Below are 18,534 nucleotides of genomic sequence, written 5' to 3' on the forward strand. Positions count from 1 at the left end.
CCACCCGCCACCGAGTCCACGCGCTTCGTTTCGTGGGGCAAAAGCGCGTGCCCCGAGGCGTTACCTTACGGATCGACGCGCCCTGCGCCGATCGGTTTAGGGCACGGCATTCGCCATGCTTCATCGCATGACGTGCGAGAGCGGCCAAATTCCATCTTGGAGTAAGCGGGTGTCCGGGGCCGGGCCGATCCATCTGGTGACCTTCGTGACCTGGAATCGCGCGCCGATCTTCGGTGACTATCGTGCCGCGCGCGCGGCCTCCCGCATCATCCATTCGCATAAGACGTGGAGACGTGCCCAATGTCTTGCGTGGATCCTGATGCCCGATCATCTCCATGTATTGATCCGGCTGGATGACGTCGAGCTATCAAAGGTCCTCGCACGCGCACGATCGCGAATGACCCGTGCCCTACGTGCACAAGGGCGCACATTCCCGCTTTGGCAGCGCGCGTTCCAGGATCGGGTCCTGGCGAGGGATGCCGACGCCCGGGCGGTGGCACGGTTCGTCGTGGCCAACGCCGTGCGCGCCGGTCTCGTCTCGCACGTCGGCCTCTACCCGTACTGGAACGCGGTGTGGATGAACGAGCGTGGCACAACGCAGCACCGGCTTGTGCCCCACGACACCAGGCGCATCGACTCGGGGGCGGGCAGGCCCTTGGGGCCGACATGAGCGGAGGGCCGCCAAGCGGTAGGTTGTCGCGACAGCGGCACTACGGCCCGGTCCGAAGGTCCGCGACTGGCGGCCCCAAGGGCCTGCCCGCCCCCGACTGCCGAAAGCCGGCCAGCCTAAGGCGGCGCAAGCCGCTGGAAACATGCATTCGCGACAGCGGATGAACCGATCAAAGAGCATCGCCAGCAAGCTGGCTCCCACAAGTCAGTTGGCTTCCACAATTCAGGTGGATCCCGTGGGGCATGGGATGCCGTTGGTATCGGCACAAAAAAGCCCCCGCCAGGGGCGGGGGCTTTTGGGTACCTCGTCGATCCGCGGCGGTTTATACCGCCGCAGGGGATCAGGCGGCGGCGTCCTTCAGCTTCTTGAGCGGACGGACCTTGACCTTCACCGAGGCGGGCTTGGCAGCGAACCAGCGCTCTTCACCCGTGAACGGATCCTTGCCCTTGCGCTTCGGCTTGGCAGCCACCGCAACGGACGTGATCTTGAGGAGGCCCGGCAGCGTGAACGTGCCCGCGCCCTTCTTGTGGACCGAGGCGCTGATGGCGCCTTCGAGCGAGGCCAGGACGGCCTTCACGCTCTTGGAATCAACACCGCTCTGCTCGACGATGTGCGAGACGAGCGAGGACTTCGAAAACGGATCCTTGATCGGCTTCAGCGCGGCGGGAGCCTTGGTGGCTTTTACAGCCTTGGCAGCCTTGGCGGGAGCCTTGGCAGCGGCCTTCTTCGCCGCCGTTTTTTTGGTCGTGGCCATGATATTCCTTGTCACTTGGATCGAAAGAGGCGGCCCTGGAGGCCGGTGCCCAGCGGGCGACTCACTCTAGCGTTGCTTTGGTCCGCTGAAAATAGGGTCCGCGAAGTTTTTTCGCATCCGATGCATCTTTTTTTAAGGGGTCGCGTGACGCGCTGCGGAAAAACCCCGCCCGGCCATGCCTTTCGGGCAGGGTTTTGGCGAATCGCTTCAAGGCGCGTGCACGTGTTCTCTGGCACGATGTGCGCCATGCCCGCCCTGATCGACAGCCACGGCCGTACCAAGCGCAAGCTGCGCGTATCCCTTACGGATCGCTGCAATTTCCGCTGTACGTACTGCATGCCCGAGCACCCGGCCTGGTTGCCGCGCGCCAGCCTGCTCGGGCGCGGCGAGATCCTGCGCCTGGCCGGCCTGTTCGTGGACGCGGGCATCGACCAGATCCGCCTCACCGGCGGCGAACCGCTGCTGCGCCGCGACCTGGTCGAATGCGTGCGCGCCATCGACAGCCTGCGCGAGCGCGGCCTGCGTCGGCTTTCCATGACCACCAACGCGTCGCGCATCGCACCCGTGGCGGCTGCCCTCGTCGCGGCCGGCATCGATGATTTCAACGTCAGCCTCGACGCGGTCGACCCGGCCGCGTTCCGCGCGCTGACAAAGCGCGAGGTGGCCCCCGTGCTCGACGGCATCCGCGCCTTGGCAGACGCGGGCGCAGCCGTGAAACTCAACGCCGTGGTCGTGCGCGGAGGCAACGACACCCAGGTGGTGCCGCTGCTGGAATGGGCCATGCAGCAGGGGCTGCCGCTGCGTTTCATCGAGTACATGCCGCTCGATGCCCCGGGCCAGTGGCAACGGGGCGCGGTGGTCACCGAGGCCGAGATGCTCGCGGCCATCGGCGAACGCCACGCGGTGGAAGCCTTGCCGCGCGGCAACGACCCGGCATCGCCCTACCGCGTGGACGGCCATTACCCGCTGGGCATCATCTCCACCGTCTCGCACCCGTTTTGCGCCAGCTGCGACCGCTTGCGCATCACGGCCACGGGCGAGCTGTTCACGTGCCTGTTTTCGGCAGTGGGCACGCCGCTGGGCGCGCGCATGCGCGACGGTGCGGGCGACGACGAGCTCAACACCACCATCCGCCGGGCCGTATGGCTGAAGGACGCCGGGTACGCCGCGCATCCCGGCCCCGTGGACCGGCCCATCACCATGCATGCGATGGGCGGCTGACCCGCCCGGGAACTCATGACCGCGATTACCTTCGAACTCTATGCCAACCTGGCGCGGCTGGCCGGCGCGCGCGAAGTCCGCCTCGACGCGGGCACCGGCATCGTGACGGTGGCCGATGCCGTCGCCCTGCTGGCGCGTGCGAAACCCGAACTGGCCGCGTCGCTCGATCGGTGCGCGTGCGTCGCCGGCGACACCATCGTGCGGCGCGCCGATGCCATGCCGGCCGATGGGCGCCTGGCGCTGCTGCCGCCCGTGGCGGGGGGCTGAGCCATGGCCCATCCGGTGCTCTCGCACACGCCCATCGCCATCGAGCCATTGCTCGAGCTCGATGCGCACCCTGATTGCGGTGGGCTCGCGCTCTTTGTCGGCACGGTACGCGACCACCACGAAGGCCGCGGGGTGACGCATCTTGCCTACACCGCGCACGAGCCGCTCGCTGAAAAGGTGATCCGCGAGGTGGAGGACGCGACGCGGCGCCGCTACAACGTGCCCTACGTGCGTATCGTGCACCGCCTGGGCGACCTTGCCATCGGCGATACCGCTATCGCCTGCGTGGTACGCGCGGCGCACCGCGCGGAGGCCTTCGAGGCCTGCCGCCATGCGGTCGACGCGGTGAAGCACACCGCGCCCATCTGGAAAGAAGAGTTCTACGCCGACGGCAGCAGCGCCTTCGTCGAAGGTTGCTGCATCCGCGACGACCTCGACGGCGCCACGCCGCACGCGCACGGCCACCCCTCGCACGCGAGCCACGGATGAAAGACGTCAGCCAGAAACCGGATTCAAAGCGCATCGCGCGCGCCACCGCTACGCTCCACGCGCCGCCGCACTGCATCGCGCTGCTGCGCAGCGGCGAGACGGAGAAAGGCGACGCGCTGAAAACCGCGCGCGTGGCCGGCATCCTCGCCGCCAAGCGCACCGATGAGCTGATCCCGCTGTGCCACCCGCTGCCGATCCATCGCGCGGATATCACCTACGAACTGGCCGAGGCGTCGGTGCGCGTCGTCGCGCAGGTGGAGACCATCGGGCCCACCGGCGTGGAAATGGAGGCGCTCACCGCCGCCAGCCTCGCGGCGCTGACGCTGTACGACATGCTCAAGCCTTACGCGGAACCCGAGGAACTGCATATCGACGACTGCCGGCTCGAGCGCAAGCTCGGTGGCAAGTCGCACTATCGCCGTACGCTCAGCGCGGCGCGCAGCGCCGCGGTGCTGGTGCTCTCCGACACGGTGGCCTCCGGCGCCAAGCCGGATACCGCGGGGGCGCATGTCCGCGACGCGCTCGGCGCCGCCGGCTTCGCGCCCATCGAGTACACCGTGCTGCCCGATGACCCGCACCTGCTGGGCAACGCGTTGCTCAGCCTGCGCGAGCGCAAGGTGGAACTCGTCATCACCGTCGGCGGTACCGGGCTCGGCCCGCGCGATGTCACGGTCGACGTGGTGAAACCGATGCTCGACGTGGAGATCCCCGGCATCATGGAAGCCGCCCGCGCCTTCGGCCAGCAGCGCATGCCGTTCGCCATGCTGTCGCGTGGCGTGGCGGGCTACGCGGGCGATACGCTGATCCTTACGTTCCCCGGCAGTCGCGGGGGTGCCAGCGAATCGCTGGCTGCCACGCTGCCTGGCCTGGTCCACCTGCTCGAGACGGGCCGCACGGGCGGCAAGCACCCCGGCGGTTACGGGGAGGCCGGCTGACATGGCGTTGCTGCCGCTGGCCGACGCCTTTGGCCACTACCGGGAGGTGGTCCAGCCACTGGGCATGCAGCGCGTGCCACTGGAACTGGCACTGGGCGCCGTGTTGGCCGAGCCCGCCCTGGCCCGCATCGCGCTACCCCGTTTCACCCAGAGTTCGCTCGACGGGTATGCGATCCGCAGCGCCGACGCCGGGCGGCCGCTCACGCTGGTGGGCAGCACGGCGGCGGGCGAAGCCGCCAGCGCCAGCGTGGGCCCGGGGCAGGCGGTGCGCATCCTCACCGGCGGCATGCTGCCGGTGGGCGCGGATGCCGTGGCACGGCAGGAGATCGTCGATCGCGCGGGCGACACCATCGCCATCCGTGCGGCGGTGCCCCCGGGCGAGGGCGTGCGTTTCGAAGGCGAGGAACTGGTTGAAGGTGCGGTGATCGCGGAAGCGGGCCAGCGCGTCACCGCGGGCATCCTCGCGGCCATGGCCATGGCGGGTGTCGATGCCGTGGATGTCCACCGCCGCCCCCGCGTCGCCGTGCTGGTCACGGGCGATGAGGTGGTGAAGGTGGGCGACGCGCTGGGGCCGGCGAAGGTGTATGACGCCAACGGCCCGCTGCTGCGCGCGTGGTTCGTGGAGAACGGCTATGGCGAACCGGTCGTGGCCTACGTGCGCGATGACGAGGCGGCGCTGGAAGAAGCGATGAGCGCGGCGCTCGACAGCGCGGACCTCGTCGTGACGAGCGGCGGCGTGTCGGTGGGCGATCGCGACTACGTCCCCGCGGTGGCCGATCGCCTCGGCGTGCACCAGGTGTTCTGGAAAGTGGCACAGAAGCCGGGCAAGCCGCTATGGTTCGGCACCCGCGAAGGCACGGTGCTGCTCGGCATGCCGGGCAACCCGGCCGCGGTGCTGGTGTGCCTGGCGGTGCATGCGCGTGCGGTGCTTGGCCATCTGGAAGGCGAGACGGCGGCGCGGCCCGCATGGCGGCAAGGTGTGCTGGATGGCCCTGTAGAGGCCGACAGCGAGCGCGACAGGCTGGTGCGGATGCGCATGTCGCTGGATGACGGCACGGCGCGCCTGGGGCTGTTGCCGCGGCAGGAATCGCACATGCTCAGCAACCTTGCCTCGGCCCACGCGCTGGTGTGGCTACCCTCGCGCGAACAAGCGTTCGCCGCGGGCGACAAGGTTCGCTGGATCCCGATCTAGACAAAAACATGTGGGAGCGCGCTTGCGCGCGATCGCCCCCGAAGAGGGGGTAAACACGCAAGCGCGCTCCCACAGGCAACCCGGTACCCCGAAGGGAATTACCAGGCCTTCACGTCCGAAACGACGACGGTGTAGTCCGACATGTCCGGCTGGTAGCGGAAGAGGCGGCCGAGGTCGAAATCGACGCTCTTGCCCGGCTCGATGTTCGAGGTGCCGGCCGGCCAGCCCTGCTTGCTGGCGATGACCTTGCCCGAGGCGTCCTTCGCGTCGATGCGGATCTGCGCGGCGGCGGCTTCGCCGCACTTGTTGACGAGGTTGCCCTTCATGCTGAAACGCGGCTGGCCGGAGCCCTGCTGCAGCTTCACGGCGAAACCGTCGATGGCGAAATCCTTGGCGGCGCACGCGGCCTGCGCGGAGAGCGGGGCGGCGAGCATCAGCACGGCGGCGATGGCGAACTTCTTCATGGTGATCCCTGTTTCAATGGCTAAGCGGACGCCCACAAGGGGGCGTTAGCTCAGCTATCGGCCAGGGTGGCCGGGGACTTTAGGGCTTCTGTCACAAAACCGGCAAAGTGTGACCTGCGTCACAAAGTGGCGGCGAACAGGTCGCCGATGGCCGCATCCACGGCCTCGGGCTCGTACCAGCGCCTGACAGGGGCGAAGCTGCGGCGGTGGGCGTCGCATGGGCCCAGGCGGCCCAGCGCCTCGAGGTGTTCGGGCACGCCATAACCCTTGTGCTTCGCGAAGCCGTAGCCCGGGTGTACCTGGTCGAGGGCCTTCATGTGCCGGTCGCGGCTGACCTTGGCCAGGATGGAGGCGGCGCTGATGGCCGGCTCGGTGGCGTCGCCGCCGATGACGGCCTGGCCCGTGCACGGCATGGCCCTGGGCAGGCGGTTGCCATCGACGAGGGCCATGGTGGGCGTGACCGACAGGCCGAGCAGGGCGCGCGTCATGCCGGCCATGGTGGCCTGGAAGATGTTGATGCGGTCGATCTCTTCGCGTTCCACGAAGACGATGGCGTAGGCCAGCGCGCGCTCCACGATGCGGCCGTAGAGCTTCTCGCGCGTGGCTTCGTCCAGTTGCTTGGAGTCGTTGAGGCCACGGATGGCGCGCGCCGGGTCGAGGATCACCGCGGCCACCACCACCGGGCCGGCCAGCGGGCCGCGCCCTGCCTCGTCCACGCCGGCCACGACATGGTCGGCGCCGAGCTGGCGGGTGACGTTGGGTTTACGGGGCATGCGGTGCCACGAAGTCGGCGATGGCTTCGGCGGCGTGGTCGGCGGCTTTGCCTTCGAGGCCGCCACGCAACGCCTGGTGCAGGAATTCGAACGCGGCGACGATGCCGCCGCGGCGCTCACTGTCGCCAAGCATCGCGAGCGTGGCGGCTGCGAGGTTATCCGCCGTGCACGCGTCCTGCATGAACTCCGGCACCAGTAGCTTGCGGCCGAGGCCACACGCGCGGGCCAGGATGTTGGGCAGGCTGTAGACGTCGGTTTTCAGCATGCGCATGGCCTTGGCGATGCGGTAGCTGGTGGGGGAGACGCGGTAGCCAACCACCATGGGCCGCTTGGCCAGCATGGCCTCTAGCGTGGCCGTGCCCGAGGCGAGCAGCACCATGTCGGCCGCCAGCATCGCCTCGTGGGAATGCCCGTCGGTCAGCAAGGGCGGCGTGCCCGGGAAACCCGCCAGCAGCTGGGCGAGGCGCGCATGGACGCGTTCGTTGGCGGCCGGCACGACGATGCGCAAGGCAGGCATGGCGCCGGCCACCTGGCGGGCGGCTTCGATGAAGATGGCGCCGATGCGCTCGATCTCGCTGGGCCGGCTGCCGGGCAGCACGGCCAGCACCGGCGCATCGTGCGGCAGGCCCAGCGCGTCGCGTGCGCCGGCGCGGTCGGAGACCATGGGGAAGGTATCGGCGAGCGGATGGCCCACGAAGCGTGCGTCCACGCCATGCCTGGCGTAGATCGGCGGCTCCATGGGGAACAGGCACAGCACGCGGTCGGCCGACTGGCCGATTTTTTCCGCGCGCTTCTCGCGCCACGCCCACACCGAGGGGCTGACATAGTGCACCGTGCGCAGCCCGGCGGCCTTGAGGCGCTTTTCCACGCTCAGGTTGAAGTCGGGGGCATCGATGCCGATGGTGACGTCGGGGCGCTCGGCAAGCAGGCGGCCCACCAGTGCCTTGCGCAGCCTGAGCAGGCGCGGCAGGTGCTTCACCACCTCGGCGAAGCCCATCACCGAAAGCTCGCGGATATCGAACCAGGAGTCGAACCCGCGGGCCACCATACGGCGGCCGCCGATGCCGACGAAGCGCGCGCCCGGGTAGCGGATGCGCAGGGCGTCGATCAGGTCGGCACCCAGCTGGTCGCCGGAGTCTTCACCGGCGACCAGCGCGATGGTGGGGGAGGCAGGCACGGCTGTCACCGGGCGAGCGAGCGCTCGCTGCGGTCGAGGAACTCGAGCATCTGGCGCACGTCCTCGCTGGTTTCCGCCTGCGAGACGAGCTGCTCGCGGGCCTCGGCAAGCGGCAGGCCGGCCATGTACAGCGTGCGGTAGGCGCGCTTGATGGCGGCGATGCGGCTGGTGTCGAAGCCACGGCGCTTCAGGCCTTCGCTGTTGATGCCGCGCGGACGGCCGCGGGTTTCGTTGGCCATCATGACGAACGGCGGTACGTCGGAACCGACGAGGCAGCCCATGCCGATGAACGCGTGCGCGCCCACCTTGCAGAACTGGTGCACGCCCGAGTAGCCCGACATGATGGTCCAGTCGCCGATCTCGGCGTGGCCCGCCAGGGCGGAGTAGTTCGAGAACACCACGTGGTTGCCTACCTGGCAGTCGTGCGCCACGTGCACGTAAGCCAGCAGCCAGTTGTCGTTGCCGATGCGGGTGATGCCGCCGCCATCGCCCGTGCCACGGTTGATCGTGACGAACTCGCGGATGAGGTTGCGGTCGCCGATGATGACCTCGGTGCGCTCGCCCTGCCACTTCTTGTCCTGCGGCGGGCCGCCAATGGAGGCGAACTGCATGATGCGGTTGTCGCGACCGATGACGGTGGGGCCCTCGATCACCACGTGCGGCCCGATGCTGGTGCCTTCGCCGACGACCACGTCCGCACCGATGATGCTGTAGGCACCAATGCTGACGTTGTCCGCGATCCGCGCGGACGGATCGATCTGCGCGGTGGGGTGGATCATTTGTCGTTCCTCGCGGCGCACATCAGCTCGCAGCAGGCGGCCACTTCGCCATCGACGTAGGCCTTGGCTTCGAACAGGCCCATGCCGCGGATGAGGCGCTTGAGCGATACCTTCATCACCAGCTGGTCGCCCGGGGAAACCACCGACGAGAAGCGGGCGTTATCCACCTTCACCAGGTAGAACAGCGGGCTGCCACTGGCACCGTCCATCTGGCTGGTGATCTGCGTGAGCAGGCCGGCCGTCTGGGCCATGGCTTCGACGATGAGCACGCCCGGCATCACCGGGTGGCCCGGGAAATGACCCTGGAAGAACGGCTCGTTGATGGTGACGTTCTTGATGGCCGTGATGGTCTTGCCCGGGTCGATCTCCGTCACCCGATCGACGAGGAGGAACGGGTAGCGGTGCGGCAGGAGCCGCTGGATCTGTTCAACATCCACCGGGAGGGTCACGGCAGCTTTCGTATCGGTCATTGCCCTTTGTCCTTTTCCAGCGCCGAAAGGCGGCGCGCAAACTCGTCGAGGTGTTTCATTCGCGCCGCATTGCGCCGCCACTGGCGGTTTTCCTGCAGCGGGGAGCCCGACGAGTACTCGCCTGGCTCGCGGATGGATGCCGTGACCAGGCTTTTCGCGGTGATGGTAACCCGGTCGGCCACTTCGAGGTGGCCGAGGATGCCCGCGTTGCCCCCGATCAGGCAGTAACGGCCGATTTTGGCACTACCGGCCACGGCGGAGCAGCCCGCCATGGCGGTATGGGCCCCGATGTGCACGTTATGGGCGATCTGGATCTGGTTATCGAGGCGCACGTCGTCCTCGAGCACCGTGTCTTCCAGCGCGCCCCGGTCGATGGTGGTATTGGCGCCGATTTCGCAGTCGTCGCCGATCCGCACGCCGCCCAGCTGCGGCAGCTTCACCCAGTGGTCGCGGTCGAAGGCGAGGCCGAAGCCGTCCGAGCCGATGACCGCGCCCGGGTGCACCAGCACGCGCTTGCCCAGGGTGACACGGATGACCAGCGTCACCCGGGCCACGAGCCGCGAGCCGGCACCCACGACGCAGCCAGGGCCGATGGTGCAATGGGGGCCCAGGATGGCGTTCTCGTCCACCACCGCGCCGTCTTCGACGACGCAGCACGGGCCAATGCTGGCCGTGGGGTGGATGCGCGCCGAGGGTGCCACGACGGCGCTGGCGTGGATGCCACGCGGTGCCTCGGCCATCCGCTCGAACAGGGCGGCGATGCGCGCATAGGCCACGTAGGGGTCTTTCGCGACCAACGCGGCGCCGCTGCGCAGGGGCAGCGCATCGGCGTTCAGCACCACGATGCCGGCCTGGGTGGTGGCCAGCTGCGAGGTGTATTTCGGGTTGGACAGGAAGGTGAACTGCGTGGCCGTCGCGGTACCGAGCGTGCCGACGCCGTCGACGACGGTGGCCGGGTCGCCGTGGGCCTCGAGGCCGAAGCGCTCGGCCAGCTCGGCCAGGGTGTAGTGGGGGTTGCCGGTCACGGGGAGGCTCCCTGAATGAAAAGGGGTGGCGAGGCTTTTGACCTGCCACCCCGGGATTGTAGTGAACCGCTTTACCGCTCTGTTGGCTTTTCGCGCACAAGTGCGCTCCCACAGGTGCGGTTTTAGAATTGGTTGCCGAACGTGAACTGGATGCGCTCGACGAAGCGGTTGTCGCCGTCCTTCTTACGGAACGGCACGGCGAAGTTGATGATCAGCGGGCCGATCGGCGCCTGCCACTGCAGCGAGAGGCCGGTGGAGGCACGCAGGTCGCTGGCATCGAACGAGCCGTAATCCTTGTAGACGTTGCCGACGTCGACGAACCACGAGACGCGGGCGGTGTTCACGTCCTTCAGGAAGGGCAGCGGCAGGAACACCTGCGCGGTGCCGAGCACCTTGAACGCGCCACCCACGGGCTGGCCGTACGAGTAGTAGCCACCCGTGCAACGGTTCTTGCTGTCGGGGATCGAGCTGGCGCTGCGGCCATCGCACAGGCGGGGACCCAGCGTGTTGTCCTGGAAGCCGCGCACGTCGCGGACACCGCCGGCGTAGTAGTTCTCCCAGAACGGGAACTGCACCTTGTCGCCCTTCTTATAAAGGGTGACCGGGTTGCCGTTCGCATCGACCGCGACCTGGCCCGTGGTCGGATCGACCTGGTAGCCGTTGTTGTCGTACGTCTGGCCGTAGGTCTTGCCGTAACCCACCTGGCCATCGAGGTAGAGCACGAAGCCCTTGCCAATGGGCCAATAGTGATTGGCTTCGCCGAAGATCTTGTAGTACTGCACCGTGGAACCCGGCAGCGCGCCGGAGACGTTCAGCGACAGCTGGCCGCCGCGGGTGGGCGCCCAGTAGCTGTTGCGGGTGTCGTGCGTATAGCCCAGGCTCGATGTCCACGAGTGGATCGTCTTGTTGCCCAGGGCATCCTGGTACGCGATGAGTTCCTGCGGCGTGTAGAACGAGCTGTTGATGAGGTTGGAGCTGATGCCCAGGCTGGTCGAGAGCGAGTCGAAGTCCGTGATCGGGAACGACAGCGTGGTCTCGAACGACTTGGTGCTGTAGGTGTAGTTCGCGAGGTCGGTATCGCCGTAATCGAGCTTGCTGTAGCCCAGGTTGTAGCCCAGCGCGATGCCCGAGTCGGTGAGGTACGGGTTCACGTAGCTCGCGTTGACGCGCTTGTAGTACGTGCTGGTTTCCGCGCCGATCGAGAAGCGGTCACCCGTGCCCAGGAAGTTGTTCTGCGAAACCGACGCCGACAGGATGATGCCGGAGTACTGCGAGTAACCCACGCCGAACATGAGCGAGCCGGCCGACTGTTCCTCGACCTTGGCGGTGAGGTCGACCTGGTCGACGGTGCCGGGCACGAGCTGCTTGTCGATGTCGACGGTCTTGAAGTAACCGAGGCGCTGCAGGCGGGTCTTCGAGCGGTCGATGGCGCCCTGCGAATACCAGGCGCCCTCGAGCTGGCGCATTTCACGGCGCAGCACTTCGTCCTCGGTGCGGGTGTTGCCCTGGAACACCACGCGGCGCACGTAGACGCGCTTGCCCGGCTCGATGAACAGGGTGAGGTCGGCCGTGCGCTTGTCCTTGTCCAGCTTCGGCACCGGCGTGACCTTGGCGAAGGCGTAGCCGATGTTGGCGAGGATGGCCTTGATCGCGTCGCTGGAGGCTTCGATGGCGGCACGGTTGAACGTATCGCCCTTGTGGATGTACACCAGCTTGCGCAGGGTTTCTTCCGGCAGGATGAGGTCGCCCAGCAGCTTCACGTCGGAAACGGTGTAGACCTCGCCTTCCTTGACGCTGGCGTCGACGTACATGGCGCGCTTGTCCGGGCTGATCGCCACCTGCGTGGAATCGATGCCGAAATCGGCGTAGCCGCGGTTCATGTAGTAGTTGCTGAGTTTTTCCAGGTCGCCCGAGAGCTTCTCGCGCGAGTACTGGTCGTCCTTCGAGTACCACGACAGCCAGTTCGAGGTGTTGGACTCGAAGCCGTCGCGGATTTCCTTGTCGGTGAACGCCTTGTTGCCGACGACGTTGATTTCCTTGATCTTGGCGGCCTTGCCTTCGCGGATCTCGATGTCGATGGAGACGCGGTTGCGGTCGAGCTGGACAACGTGCGGGTCGACCGAAACGTTGTACTTGCCGCGGTTGTAGTACTGGCGGATGAGTTCCTGCTGCACGCGGTCGAGCGAGAGGCGGTCGAAGGTTTCACCCTCGGCCAGGCCGATCTCCTTCAGGCCCTTGCGCAGGTCGTCTTCCTTGATGTCCTTGTTGCCGCGCAACGTGAGCTTGGCGATGGCCGGGCGCTCCACGACCTTGATGACCAGGATGCTGCCCTCGCGGTCGACTTCGACATCGCTGAAGAACTTGGTCTGGTAAAGGGCGCGGATGGCGGCCTGGGCCTTCTCGTCGCTGAGGGTGTCGCCCTTTTCGATCGGCAGGTAGCTCAGCACCGTGCCTTGCGCAATGCGGGTAAGGCCATCGATACGGATATCGGAAACGACAAACGGCTCGAAGGCAAGCGCATTGGCGGACAGGGAGGCGAGCAGGATCAGGGCGGCGATACGCTTCATCGTCGATTCCAATGGGTTAAGTCCAGTTGCCGGCGGACGAGGCCGGCAACCGAAGAGGTGCACGTGGCGGGCTCATGCCAGCCATCGTTCGGCCATGGGCAGACTGGTACCCATGGCCCGGAAAAAACGGATTCGCCCCCGTCACGAGACGAGCATTCGCTGGATGTCGTTGAAAAACGCCAACCCCATCAGGGTAAACAGCAAGGCGAGCCCGACGTACTGGCCGGCGATCATGGTGCGTTCGCTGACCGGGCTGCCTTTGACCAACTCAATAAGGTAATACAGCAGGTGTCCGCCGTCCAAGACGGGGATGGGCAGGAGGTTCAAGATGGCGAGGCTGAGCGACACCAGCGCCAGGAAGTTGAGGAACCAGCCCAGGCCCTGGTTGGCCGCGCTGTTGGCCACCTGCGCGATGCCGATGACGCCGGAAATGTTCTTGGCCGAGGCCTCGCCCGAGAGCATTTTCCCGATCATGCCCAGGGTGGAGGTGGTGCCGTTCCAGGTGGCCGACAGCGACTCGGTGAAGGCGCGGACGGGCCCGTAGCGCAGCGTGGCCACCTCGAGCGGCTGGCCGGCGATGCCGATGAGCCAGCGCGTGGGCTGGCCGCGCTCGGACGCCATGCGGGCCGTGAGGTCGACCGCCGTGGCCTTGCCGTCGCGCTGCACGCCAAGGGCGAGCTTCGGCGATTTGGCGGCTTCGTCCTGAACCAGCTTGGTAAACGCGGCGAAATCGGCCACCGCCTTGCCATTGACCGTGGTGATGAGGTCGCCCGGGCGCAGGCCCGCGGCGGCGGCCGGGTCGCCCGGCACCACCTCGCGGACGACGGCCGGCGGCGGCTGCAGGTCGAGGCCCAGCTCCTTGAAGCGCTTGCCGGCGTCGCCGAAGGCCAGGGACTGGATGGGCAGCACCACGTTGCGCTCGGTGCCCCCCGTGTCGCGCACGTGCACCGGTACCGGCTCGTTGCCGAGCAGGCCGTTGAAGAGCACGTCGGTGGCATCGCTCCACGTGGTGACGGGCGTGCCGTCGACCGCGAGCAGGCGGTCGCCCGGGTGGATGCCGGCGACGGCGGCTGGCGAACCCTGCGCGGCCGTGATGATGGGCGCGACATCGGGCCGGCCCACGATGAACATGGCCCAGAACGCGACGACGGTGAACACGAGGTTGAACACGGGGCCCGCGGCGACGATGGCGATGCGTTTCCAGACCGACTTGCCGGTGAACTCCTGGCCGCGCTCGGCCTCGGGCACGTCGCCCTCGCGCGCGTCGAGCATCTTCACGTAGCCGCCCAGCGGGATGGCCGCGACCTGGTATTCGGTACCGTCCTTCGCGACACGGCGCCACAGCGGCCGGCCGAAGCCCACCGAGAAGCGCAGGACGCGCACGCCGCAGCGGCGCGCGACCCAGTAGTGGCCGAATTCGTGGAAGGTCACCAGGACGCCTAGCGTCACCAGCAGCCAGAACACGGAACCGAGGAAGGGGCTCATCAGGGAGGCGGGTCTCGAAAAAAAACGTTTGGGTGGAACGAGTTTAGCAGTAAGCGCGGTGGAGCACGCCCCGGGCGGCCCGCCGGGCCTCGGCGTCGCGCCCCACCAGCGTCTGGACATCGACCACGGGATGGGCCGGCAGTTCCTCAAGGACGCGCTCGACCACCTCCGCGATGCCCAGGAAGGGCAGGGTGCCAGCGAGGAAGGCCTCGACGGCGACCTCGTTGGCGGCGTTCAGGATGGCCGTGGCATCGCCCCCGGCCCGGAGCGCCTCGAAAGCGAGCGCCAGGCAGCGGAAGGTGTCCAGGTCGGGCGTTTCGAAATCGAGGCGGGCGTGGGCGGCCAGGTCCAGCGGCGCCACGCCGGCCCCGATGCGTTCAGGGTAGGCCAGCGCGCAGGCGATGGCCGTGCGCATGTCGGGGTTGCCCAGCTGGGCCAGCACCGAGCCGTCGACGTAATCGACCATCGAGTGGACAAGGCTCTGCGGGTGGACCACCACTTCGATGGCATCGGCGGGCGCGCCAAACAGGTGGTGCGCCTCGATGACCTCGAGGCCCTTGTTCATCAGCGTGGCCGAATCGACCGAGATCTTGCGCCCCATCGACCACTTGGGGTGGGCGCAGGCCTCGTCGGGCGTGACCTGGCCCAGCTGCGCGCGCGTGCGGCCGCGGAACGGGCCGCCGCTGGCTGTGAGGATGAGCCGGCGCACGCCGGCCGGCCCCAGCGCGGGGCGCCCGCCGGGCAGGCACTGGAAGATGGCGTTGTGCTCGGAGTCGACGGGGATCAGGTCGCCACCGCCTTCGCGCAGCGCCCCGAGCAGCAGTTCGCCGCCCATCACGATCGATTCCTTGTTGGCCAGCAGCAGGCGCTTGCCAGCGCGCGCTGCCGCGAGCGTGGAATCGAGCCCCGCGGCGCCGACGATGGCGGCCACCACCGTATCGCACAGCGGGCCGGCGGCGGCCGCCGTGACGGCCTCGGGCCCCGAGGCGACGGCGCAGGCGACCCCCGCGGCGGCGAGGCGGCGGGCCAGGTCGGCTTCCATCGAGGGGTCGGCGACGATCGCGAGATCAGGCCGGAAGCGTACGCAGAGCGCCGCCAGGGCCTCGGTGCCGCGGTTCGCCACCAGTACGCTGGCGCGGAAGCGGTCGGGGTGGCGCGCGATGACGTCGAGCGTGCTGGTGCCGATCGAGCCGGTGGCACCCAGGACCCCTACCTGGCGGATTCCCATGGCTTACAGGCCCAGGATCAGCTTGCCTGCCGCGAAGATGGGCAGGGCGGCGAAGACGCTGTCGAGGCGGTCGAGCAGGCCGCCATGGCCGGGGAACAGGTGGCCGGAGTCCTTCACCGAGGCGTGCCGTTTCATCAGGCTCTCGAAGAGATCGCCCACGACGGCCACCGCGACGGTGAGCACGCCCAGCACGATGAGCCCGGCGAGTTGGCCGCCGTCGGCCACGCCGAGCAGCCACCCGCCCACGAAGGCGACGAGGCCACCGGCCACGAAGGCACCGTAGACGCCAGCCCAGGTCTTGCCTGGGGAGATGCGCGGCGCGAGCTTGCGACGGCCGAAGTAGCGGCCGCTGAAATAGGCGCCGGTATCGGCGGCCCACACGATGACGAGGGCGAGCAGGGTCCAGCCGTGGCCGTGGAAGCTGGCGTGCATGTCGGTGACGGCGGCCAGCGCCGGCACGATGACCAGCAGGCCCGCGCCCAGCTTGAGCATGCGGTTTTCGCTGTTCGGCGCGGCGGCGAACGTGAAGTGGCGCAGCCAGAAGCAGCAGGCCACCCACCACGCCACGCCGGCGAAGGTGAGCGCGGCCAGCAGGCCGTGCGTGCGCACCAGCAGCAGCACCAGGAACACCACGGCGGCGGCGGCGGCGACGAGGGCGCGGCCCGCGGGCGTGCGCAGGCCCGCCAGCTGCGCCCATTCCCATGCCGCGCCCACGAAGACGATGGCGACCACGGCAGCGAAGAAGCCCGTGGGTGGCAGCAGGATAAGGGCGAGGACAACCGGAAGGAGGATCGCCGCGGTGATGACGCGTTGCTTCAGCATGGGGGCCTGGCGTTAGCCCGTGGCGACCTGCTCGCCCGTGCGGCCATAGCGGCGCTCACGGCGGGCATAGTCTTCCAGCGCCTCGTCCAAGCTTGCCTGGTCGACGTCTGGCCACAGGGTGTCGGTGAAGTAGAGCTCGGCGTAGGCAAGCTGCCAGAGCAGGAAATTGCTGACGCGACGTTCGCCGCCGGTGCGGATGAATAGGTCGAGCGGCGGCTGGTCCGCGAGGCAGGTGTAGGCCTGGACGCGTTGCTCGTCCAGGTCGGCCAGTGGGAACTCGCCCCGGGCGGCGGCCTCGGCGGCCAGGCGCGCGGCGCGCGCGATATCCCAGCGGCCGCCGTAGTTCACTGCCACGTTGAGGTTCAGCGCGGTGTTGCCGGCCGTGCGGTCCATGGCCCCCAGCATGCGCTGGCGCAGCGCGGGTGCGAACGCGTCGAGATCGCCCACGAAGCGGATGCGGACGCCATTGCCGTCCAGCTCGGCTACTTCGCGGTCGATCGCCTTCAGGAAGAGCTCCATCAGCGCGGATACCTCGCCCTCGGGGCGGGCCCAGTTCTCGCTGGAGAAAGCGAACAGCGTGAGCGATGCGACGCCGCGGCGCAGGCAGAACTCGACGGCCTCGCGGACGGCCTTCTGGCCCGCATGGTGGCCGAACGTCCGCGGGCGAAGCCGCTGCTTCGCCCAACGGCCGTTGCCATCCATGACGATGGCGATGTGGCGGGGAACCCGGGCGTCGGGTTTCGCGGCCATGGGGCGGGGCACCGATGGCGCGTCAGAGCGCCATCAGCTCCTTTTCCTTTTCCTTGACGACGTCGTCCACTTCCTTGATGAACTTGTCGGTGAGCTTCTGGATATCGTCGTCGGCGCGCTTCTTGTCGTCTTCCGTCACGGCCTTGTCCTTCAGCAGCTTGTCGACATGCTGGATGGCGTCGCGGCGCACGTTGCGAATGGCGATCTTGGCCTGCTCGCCTTCCTTGCCCACGGTCTTGGCGAGCTCCTTGCGGCGCTCCTCGGTCGGGGGCGGGAAGTTCAGGCGGATATCCATGCCCATGGTGGTGGGCGTGATGCCCAGGTCGGACGCCATGATGGCCTTTTCGATCGGGCCGATCATGGCCTTGTCGAACGGCTTCACCGACAGCGAGCGGGCATCGGGCGTCGTGACGTTGGCCACCTGCGCGAGCGGGGTATCCGTGCCGTAGTACGGGACCTTGATGTTCTCGAGGATCGACGGGTTGGCGCGACCGGTGCGAATGGACTTCAGGTCGTGCTTGAGCGAATCGATGCTCTTGCCCATGCGGGTCTCAGCATCTTTCTTGATGTCGTTGATCATGGGCGGTTTTCCGGTGGATCAGGTCAGCAGGCGAGTATAGCAGGGCGGCCGTGGGCGGGCTCAGCCAGCGTCCACGAGGGTGCCGACGGCCTCGCCGCGCATGATCTTCATCAGGTTGCCCGGCTGGGTCATGTCGTAGATGCGCAGCGGCAGCTTGTTCTCGCGGCACAGGGCGATGGCGGCGGTATCCATGACCTCGAGGCGGCGCTCGATGACCTGGTTGTAGCTGAGGTGCTCGTACCGGGTGGCATCGGGCACGCGCTTCGGGTCGGCGCTGTACACGCCGTCGACCTTGGTGGCCTTCAGGAGCAGGTCGGCGCCGATCTCGACGGCGCGCAGGGCGGCGGCGGAATCGGTGGTGAAGAAGGGGTTGCCGATGCCGGCGGCGAAGAGGGCCACGCGGCCTTTTTCCAGGTGGCGGATGGCGCGGCGGCGGATGAAGTCCTCGCACACCTCGTTGATCTTGATGGCGCTCATGGTGCGGGCTTCGCCGCCGAGCTTTTCGATGGCGTCCTGCATGGCGAGGGCGTTCATGACGGTGGCGAGCATGCCCATGTGGTCGCCGGTGACGCGGTCCATGCCGGAGGCGGCAAGGCCGGCGCCGCGGAAGATGTTGCCGCCGCCGATGACGACGCCGACCTGGACGCCGGCGTCGATGACTTCGAGGATTTCCTTGGCCAGGCGGCCGATGACCTTGGGGTCGATGCCGTAGTCTTCGCTGCCCATGAGGGCTTCACCGGAGAGCTTGAGCAGGATGCGGCGGTGGTTCAGCGGGGTGCTCATGGGGGTCTCCAGTTTGTAAGGGGCAAAACGCGGGTAGTGTAGCGCGGCGCCTTTGTTACAGGTACGTGAAAAAGTGTCGCTGTTCATGCATCCGTGTGGGAGC

The 18,534-nt window shown here is 67.9% G+C and carries 20 protein-coding genes; 6 read left to right on the top strand and 14 right to left on the bottom strand.

What is annotated here, in order from left to right; translation table 11 throughout:
- The first annotated feature begins 127 nt into the window (after nt 1-127).
- A complete protein-coding gene (locus VI08_RS06065) occupies nt 128-670 on the top strand; it encodes an REP-associated tyrosine transposase (RefSeq protein WP_428992134.1) in 543 nt (180 codons plus the stop codon).
- A gap of 340 nt (nt 671-1,010) precedes the next feature.
- Here VI08_RS06065 and VI08_RS06070 read toward each other — a convergent pair whose 3' ends face one another.
- Nucleotides 1,011-1,424: an HU family DNA-binding protein gene (locus VI08_RS06070; RefSeq protein WP_045828668.1), complete on the bottom strand. Its 414-nt coding sequence runs from the start codon at nt 1,422-1,424 to the stop codon at nt 1,011-1,013.
- Between the two features lie 246 nt (nt 1,425-1,670).
- Here VI08_RS06070 and moaA point away from each other — a divergent pair, with 246 nt between their 5' ends.
- The 5 genes from moaA to VI08_RS06095 are packed head-to-tail and all read left to right on the top strand — an operon-like array spanning nt 1,671 to nt 5,528.
- A complete protein-coding gene (moaA, locus tag VI08_RS06075) occupies nt 1,671-2,645 on the top strand; it encodes a GTP 3',8-cyclase MoaA (protein WP_198148851.1) in 975 nt (324 codons plus the stop codon).
- Between the two features lie 15 nt (nt 2,646-2,660).
- Nucleotides 2,661-2,912, top strand: coding sequence for a MoaD/ThiS family protein (locus tag VI08_RS06080; protein ID WP_052697716.1), 252 nt, complete (start codon nt 2,661-2,663; stop codon nt 2,910-2,912).
- 3 nt (nt 2,913-2,915) lie between these two features.
- On the top strand, nt 2,916-3,401 hold the full coding sequence (locus VI08_RS06085; RefSeq protein WP_045828670.1) for a molybdenum cofactor biosynthesis protein MoaE: 486 nt from the start codon (nt 2,916-2,918) through the stop codon (nt 3,399-3,401).
- A complete protein-coding gene (moaCB, locus tag VI08_RS06090; protein ID WP_045828671.1) occupies nt 3,398-4,336 on the top strand; it encodes a bifunctional molybdenum cofactor biosynthesis protein MoaC/MoaB in 939 nt (312 codons plus the stop codon). Before VI08_RS06085 ends, moaCB begins: the two co-directional genes overlap by 4 nt.
- A gap of 1 nt (nt 4,337) precedes the next feature.
- Nucleotides 4,338-5,528, top strand: coding sequence for a molybdopterin molybdotransferase MoeA (locus VI08_RS06095; RefSeq protein ID WP_045828672.1), 1,191 nt, complete (start codon nt 4,338-4,340; stop codon nt 5,526-5,528).
- A gap of 98 nt (nt 5,529-5,626) precedes the next feature.
- On the opposite strand, the gene VI08_RS06100 is transcribed toward VI08_RS06095, so the two are convergent.
- The 13 genes from VI08_RS06100 to pyrH all read right to left on the bottom strand — a co-directional run bounded on the left by VI08_RS06100 (nt 5,627) and on the right by pyrH (nt 18,431).
- On the bottom strand, nt 5,627-5,992 hold the full coding sequence (locus VI08_RS06100) for a hypothetical protein (protein ID WP_045828673.1): 366 nt from the start codon (nt 5,990-5,992) through the stop codon (nt 5,627-5,629).
- 119 nt (nt 5,993-6,111) lie between these two features.
- A complete protein-coding gene (gene rnhB, locus VI08_RS06105; RefSeq protein WP_045828674.1) occupies nt 6,112-6,765 on the bottom strand; it encodes a ribonuclease HII in 654 nt (217 codons plus the stop codon).
- Nucleotides 6,755-7,951 carry a lipid-A-disaccharide synthase gene (gene lpxB, locus VI08_RS06110; protein ID WP_045828675.1) on the bottom strand — a complete coding sequence of 399 codons (1,197 nt, stop codon included), beginning with the start codon at nt 7,949-7,951 and terminating at the stop codon, nt 6,755-6,757. The genes rnhB and lpxB overlap by 11 nt, the downstream gene beginning before the upstream one ends.
- A complete protein-coding gene (lpxA, locus tag VI08_RS06115; protein WP_045828676.1) occupies nt 7,948-8,721 on the bottom strand; it encodes an acyl-ACP--UDP-N-acetylglucosamine O-acyltransferase in 774 nt (257 codons plus the stop codon). The genes lpxB and lpxA overlap by 4 nt, the downstream gene beginning before the upstream one ends.
- Nucleotides 8,718-9,191, bottom strand: coding sequence for a 3-hydroxyacyl-ACP dehydratase FabZ (fabZ, locus tag VI08_RS06120; protein ID WP_045828677.1), 474 nt, complete (start codon nt 9,189-9,191; stop codon nt 8,718-8,720). The genes lpxA and fabZ overlap by 4 nt, the downstream gene beginning before the upstream one ends.
- Complete coding sequence (gene lpxD, locus VI08_RS06125) at nt 9,188-10,216, bottom strand: UDP-3-O-(3-hydroxymyristoyl)glucosamine N-acyltransferase (RefSeq protein ID WP_045828678.1); 1,029 nt, start codon at nt 10,214-10,216, stop codon at nt 9,188-9,190. The genes fabZ and lpxD overlap by 4 nt, the downstream gene beginning before the upstream one ends.
- A gap of 122 nt (nt 10,217-10,338) precedes the next feature.
- On the bottom strand, nt 10,339-12,783 hold the full coding sequence (gene bamA, locus VI08_RS06130) for an outer membrane protein assembly factor BamA (protein ID WP_045828679.1): 2,445 nt from the start codon (nt 12,781-12,783) through the stop codon (nt 10,339-10,341).
- 141 nt (nt 12,784-12,924) lie between these two features.
- A complete protein-coding gene (gene rseP, locus VI08_RS06135; RefSeq protein ID WP_045828680.1) occupies nt 12,925-14,268 on the bottom strand; it encodes an RIP metalloprotease RseP in 1,344 nt (447 codons plus the stop codon).
- Between the two features lie 43 nt (nt 14,269-14,311).
- Nucleotides 14,312-15,490, bottom strand: coding sequence for a 1-deoxy-D-xylulose-5-phosphate reductoisomerase (locus VI08_RS06140; protein ID WP_084621300.1), 1,179 nt, complete (start codon nt 15,488-15,490; stop codon nt 14,312-14,314).
- Between the two features lie 9 nt (nt 15,491-15,499).
- Entirely contained in the window at nt 15,500-16,318 is an 819-nt protein-coding gene (locus VI08_RS06145) for a phosphatidate cytidylyltransferase (RefSeq protein ID WP_045828682.1), read from the bottom strand.
- A gap of 12 nt (nt 16,319-16,330) precedes the next feature.
- The gene (uppS, locus tag VI08_RS06150; RefSeq protein WP_045828683.1) at nt 16,331-17,068 is read right to left on the bottom strand and encodes a polyprenyl diphosphate synthase; all 738 of its coding nucleotides are present in this window, start codon (nt 17,066-17,068) and stop codon (nt 16,331-16,333) included.
- A 22-nt stretch (nt 17,069-17,090) separates the two neighbouring features.
- Nucleotides 17,091-17,648, bottom strand: a complete 558-nt coding sequence (frr, locus tag VI08_RS06155; RefSeq protein WP_045828684.1) for a ribosome recycling factor — start codon at nt 17,646-17,648, stop codon at nt 17,091-17,093.
- Nucleotides 17,649-17,708: 60 nt separating this feature from the next.
- Nucleotides 17,709-18,431, bottom strand: coding sequence for a UMP kinase (gene pyrH / locus VI08_RS06160; RefSeq protein WP_045828685.1), 723 nt, complete (start codon nt 18,429-18,431; stop codon nt 17,709-17,711).
- Nucleotides 18,432-18,534: the final 103 nt, after the last annotated feature.

It is taken from the genome of Luteibacter yeojuensis (genome assembly GCF_000964085.1).
GTDB lineage: Bacteria > Pseudomonadota > Gammaproteobacteria > Xanthomonadales > Rhodanobacteraceae > Luteibacter > Luteibacter yeojuensis_A.

Bases quoted from the DNA above. Each gene is read 5' to 3' on its own strand.
- VI08_RS06065 (WP_428992134.1), top strand. From the start codon at position 128: ATGACGTGCGAGAGCGGCCAAATTCCATCTTGGAGTAAGCGGGTGTCC.
- VI08_RS06070 (WP_045828668.1), bottom strand. From the start codon at position 1,424: ATGGCCACGACCAAAAAAACGGCGGCGAAGAAGGCCGCTGCCAAGGCT.
- moaA (WP_198148851.1), top strand. From the start codon at position 1,671: ATGCCCGCCCTGATCGACAGCCACGGCCGTACCAAGCGCAAGCTGCGC.
- VI08_RS06080 (WP_052697716.1), top strand. From the start codon at position 2,661: ATGACCGCGATTACCTTCGAACTCTATGCCAACCTGGCGCGGCTGGCC.
- VI08_RS06085 (WP_045828670.1), top strand. From the start codon at position 2,916: ATGGCCCATCCGGTGCTCTCGCACACGCCCATCGCCATCGAGCCATTG.
- moaCB (WP_045828671.1), top strand. From the start codon at position 3,398: ATGAAAGACGTCAGCCAGAAACCGGATTCAAAGCGCATCGCGCGCGCC.
- VI08_RS06095 (WP_045828672.1), top strand. From the start codon at position 4,338: ATGGCGTTGCTGCCGCTGGCCGACGCCTTTGGCCACTACCGGGAGGTG.
- VI08_RS06100 (WP_045828673.1), bottom strand. From the start codon at position 5,992: ATGAAGAAGTTCGCCATCGCCGCCGTGCTGATGCTCGCCGCCCCGCTC.
- rnhB (WP_045828674.1), bottom strand. From the start codon at position 6,765: ATGCCCCGTAAACCCAACGTCACCCGCCAGCTCGGCGCCGACCATGTC.
- lpxA (WP_045828676.1), bottom strand. From the start codon at position 8,721: ATGATCCACCCCACCGCGCAGATCGATCCGTCCGCGCGGATCGCGGAC.
- fabZ (WP_045828677.1), bottom strand. From the start codon at position 9,191: ATGACCGATACGAAAGCTGCCGTGACCCTCCCGGTGGATGTTGAACAG.
- bamA (WP_045828679.1), bottom strand. From the start codon at position 12,783: ATGAAGCGTATCGCCGCCCTGATCCTGCTCGCCTCCCTGTCCGCCAAT.
- rseP (WP_045828680.1), bottom strand. From the start codon at position 14,268: ATGAGCCCCTTCCTCGGTTCCGTGTTCTGGCTGCTGGTGACGCTAGGC.
- VI08_RS06145 (WP_045828682.1), bottom strand. From the start codon at position 16,318: ATGCTGAAGCAACGCGTCATCACCGCGGCGATCCTCCTTCCGGTTGTC.
- uppS (WP_045828683.1), bottom strand. From the start codon at position 17,068: ATGGCCGCGAAACCCGACGCCCGGGTTCCCCGCCACATCGCCATCGTC.
- frr (WP_045828684.1), bottom strand. From the start codon at position 17,648: ATGATCAACGACATCAAGAAAGATGCTGAGACCCGCATGGGCAAGAGC.
- pyrH (WP_045828685.1), bottom strand. From the start codon at position 18,431: ATGAGCACCCCGCTGAACCACCGCCGCATCCTGCTCAAGCTCTCCGGT.